The following is a 3,321-nucleotide window of genomic DNA, read 5'->3' on the forward strand; positions in this document are numbered from 1 at the left end:
AGTGCCGGCGGAGATGGTCATGAAGGCGAGCGTGGTGTCCACGTGGGTTGGCGGGAAGGCGGTGTACGAGGCGGCCAAGTAGATCGTGTGAGTCTGGAGTGGCGAGTCGGAGTTTGGAGTTGTGGGTTGCCTACGAACGACACGGACCGACGAACACAGAACGCGACACCATTACCCGTTACCCGAAACTCACGAGCAATCGATCATGCGCACCGTTTCTCTCCTCCCCGCCGCCACCGAAATCATGGCGTTCCTTGGCGCCACGGAGCATCTCGTGGGGGTAACGCACGAATGCGATTACCCCGAGGTGGTGATGTCGCGGGCGCGGGTCACGAAGAGCAGCATTCCGCACTCGGACGATCCGGCGGCCATCGATGCGGCGGTGCGTGCGCTGCATGGCGCGGGGCACGCGCTGTACACGATGGACGAGGGGCGTATACGGGCAGTGCACCCCGACCTGCTGCTGACGCAGGCGTTGTGCGAGGTGTGCGCGATCAGCGAGACGGACGTGCGCGCGCTGGCCGCCACGCTGTCGCCGGTGCCACGCATCGTGACGCTGTCCGGCATGACGCTGGACGGGGTGTACGCCGATATCGAGGCGGTGGCGCAGGCGGTGGACGCCAGCGACGAAGCGGAGGAGCTGTTGGCCGGGCTTCGCGATCGTGTCACGCATGTGCATGACATCCTGAAGGCCGCCAAGGCCCCGCGTCCGCGCGCGGCGCTGATCGAGTGGACCGACCCGGTGTACATCGCCGGCCATTGGGGCCCCGAGCAGATCAAGCGGGCCGGTGGTTTCGACGTGCTGGGGAGCGCCGGCATGCACTCCACGACCGTGCCCATGGCGCAGCTGTCGCAGGCCGACCCGCAGTTCGTGCTGTTCGCGCCGTGCGGGTACTCGCTGGCGGACTCGGTGGCCGAAGCGAACCGGTGCCTGGCGCTCCCGCAGTGGTCGTGGCTGGCCGGACGTCAGGTGTGGGCGCTGGATGCCACCGGCCTGGTGAGCCGCCCCGGTCCGCGCATCGTGGACGGAATCGAGGCGATGGCGCGGATCTTCAACCCGTCGCTGTTCACGGCGATTGATGGGCGGCACGCGGTGCGGGTGCGCTGACGGCTGAGAGCTGCGAACTGTGAACTGCGAACTGCGAACTGCAAACTCCCTAGGGAGCAGGGAGGAGGGTATCAGGGGGCAGGAAGCAGGTGAACGGCGCGCAGGTCAACCTGCCTCCTGCGCCCTGATACCCTCCTCCCTGCTCCCTAGGGAGTAAGAAGTTCAAAGTAACGCGAATCCATCTCACCCCACCCACAGCTTCACCGCCATCAGCACCATCAGCCCCGCGAACAGTTTCCGCAGGACCGTGGCGTCTACGTGGGTGGCGATCTGGGCCCCGAAATACGCCCCGGCCGCCATCCCCACGGCGATGAATAGCGCGTCCTTCGGTTGCAGGTGGCCGGCTTTGTAGTACGTCATGGCGCCCACCGCGGCGCCGAGGGGGAGCACCAGCGCGGCCAGGGAGGTGCCGGCGGCTTGCTGGGGCGGCATCTTGGCGAGGTAGATCAGGGCGGGCACGATCACGATGCCGCCGCCGATCCCGAAGATGCCGGACAGGATGCCGGCGCCGACGCCGATGGCCATCAAGAGGAGGATCATCCCACAAGCTTAGCACCTATATTTCCACCATGCTTTCTGACTCTTCGGTAGCCTTTCTCAAGCGCCTGCTCGACACGCCCGGTCCGTCGGGCTTCGAAGGTGCCCCGGCGCGCGTCTGGCGTGCCGAAGCGGCCACGTTCTCCGCCGTGAAGGCGGACGTGGTCGGCAACAGCCTCGCCACCGTCGAGGGAAGCGGCGGCCCTACGATCCTGCTGGCCGGCCACATCGATGAGATCGGCGTGATCGTCACCTACATCGACGAGAACGGCTTCATCTACTTCGAGGCCATCGGTGGGTGGGATCCGCAGGTGCTGGTCGGACAGCGCATGCGTTTTCTGGGGCGCGACGGCGACGTGTTCGGCGTGATCGGCAAGAAGCCGATTCACCTGATGAAGCCGGAGGAGCGCGAGAAGGCGTCGAAGCTCACCGACCTGTGGGTCGACATCGGGGTGACGACCAAGGCCGAAGCGCTGGCGCATCTGGACATCGGTGATGCCGGCGTGATCGATGCGCGGGTCATGGAGATGCCGAACCATCGCATCGTGTCGCGCGCGATCGACGACCGCATCGGGGCGTTCGTGGTGCTCGAAGCGCTGCGTCGCTACGCCGCGAAGCCGGGCGCGGCCCGCGTGATCGCGGCCGCCACCGCGCAGGAAGAGATCGGCTACTCGGGCGGAGGGGCGCGAGTGGCGGCGCAGCAGCTCGACGCCGCGATGGCGATCGTGGTGGACGTGACGTTCGCCACCGATCACCCGGGCGTGGAGAAGAAGGAGCTTGGCGAACACAAGGTGGGCGGTGGACCGGTGCTCACCCGCGGCTCCGTCGTGCACCCGGTGGTGTTCCGCCTGCTGGCCGACACCGCGAAGCGGCTGGAGATCCCGTACTCGGTCCATGCGGCCGGCCGGTTCACCAGCACCGACGCCGACGGGATTCACCTCACGCGCGATGGCGTGGCCACCGGCCTGCTGTCGATCCCCAATCGCTACATGCATTCGCCCAACGAACTCGTGTCGCTCGAGGATCTGGATCGCGCGGCCGAGCTGATTGCGGACGCGTGTCGTGCCGTGACCGCGGATACGGACTTTACCGCGCGGTAGTCACCGCGCGCTCGTTGTGGCGCGGGGGCGACCGCCGGTCAATCCCGCGTCGTCTGCAGGAGGCTCGCCCGTAAGCGAACGACGGCGGCCGCCACGTCGGGGTCATGGTCATTGGCCAGCGACTCGATGGCGGACCGTACGGCGTATCCGCGTGCTTTGACGAGGGCTTCCATGGCGGCAATGCGAAGCCACGCCTCGCGCGTGGCGTGACGCTCGCCCGGCGTGGGAGTCGCCGGATGCGCCACGCGCAGGAGACGCTGAATGGCGTCGGCGCTGCCGAGTTTACCGAGTGACGCGACCATTTCCAGCGCTACGTCGTCATCCTGCTCCTTGTCGAGGGCGGCAGCCAGACGCGCCGCGGGCGGGCGAACGCCACCGCCGCTGGCGCCGGCGCTCGACAATCCATACGCCGCGGCGGCGATGCGTCGCACTTCCGTATGCGGATCTTCGATCGCCGCGTACAGCCCGTGCATGGCCACGGCCGTGCCGATGCGCATGAGGGCGCGAGCCACGGCGATGCGAATGCGATCGTCCGCGTGGGTCAGCAACGGCAGCATGGCCGCGTCGGCCTGATCC

Annotated in this window: 4 protein-coding genes; 2 read left to right on the top strand and 2 right to left on the bottom strand. The window is 67.6% G+C overall.

All coding sequences use genetic code 11. The features are described from left to right. Positions 1–205: 205 nt before the first annotated feature. Positions 206–1,108 (top strand): ABC transporter substrate-binding protein, encoded by a 903-nt coding sequence (locus ACIRA7_RS16060; protein WP_396221845.1) that lies wholly within the window; start codon positions 206–208, stop codon positions 1,106–1,108. A gap of 183 nt (positions 1,109–1,291) precedes the next feature. On the opposite strand, the gene ACIRA7_RS16065 is transcribed toward ACIRA7_RS16060, so the two are convergent. Beyond that, positions 1,292–1,648 carry a TSUP family transporter gene (locus ACIRA7_RS16065; protein WP_396221846.1) on the bottom strand — a complete coding sequence of 119 codons (357 nt, stop codon included), beginning with the start codon at positions 1,646–1,648 and terminating at the stop codon, positions 1,292–1,294. 29 nt (positions 1,649–1,677) lie between these two features. Between ACIRA7_RS16065 and ACIRA7_RS16070 the strand changes: the two genes are divergently transcribed. Continuing rightward, positions 1,678–2,745, top strand: a complete 1,068-nt coding sequence (locus tag ACIRA7_RS16070) for a M20/M25/M40 family metallo-hydrolase (RefSeq protein WP_396221847.1) — start codon at positions 1,678–1,680, stop codon at positions 2,743–2,745. A 38-nt stretch (positions 2,746–2,783) separates the two neighbouring features. On the opposite strand, the gene ACIRA7_RS16075 is transcribed toward ACIRA7_RS16070, so the two are convergent. Then, positions 2,784–3,321, bottom strand: a 538-nt coding sequence (locus tag ACIRA7_RS16075) for a HEAT repeat domain-containing protein (protein ID WP_396221848.1), incomplete at its 5' end; no start/stop codon positions are given.

This window comes from Gemmatimonas sp., from assembly GCF_044376735.1.
Taxonomy (GTDB): domain Bacteria; phylum Gemmatimonadota; class Gemmatimonadetes; order Gemmatimonadales; family Gemmatimonadaceae; genus Gemmatimonas.

What these genes read in the sequence shown, in the direction of transcription:
- ACIRA7_RS16060 (WP_396221845.1), top strand. Translation starts at nt 206, where the DNA reads ATGCGCACCGTTTCTCTCCTCCCCGCCGCCACCGAAATCATGGCGTTC.
- ACIRA7_RS16065 (WP_396221846.1), bottom strand. Translation starts at nt 1,648, where the DNA reads ATGATCCTCCTCTTGATGGCCATCGGCGTCGGCGCCGGCATCCTGTCC.
- ACIRA7_RS16070 (WP_396221847.1), top strand. Translation starts at nt 1,678, where the DNA reads ATGCTTTCTGACTCTTCGGTAGCCTTTCTCAAGCGCCTGCTCGACACG.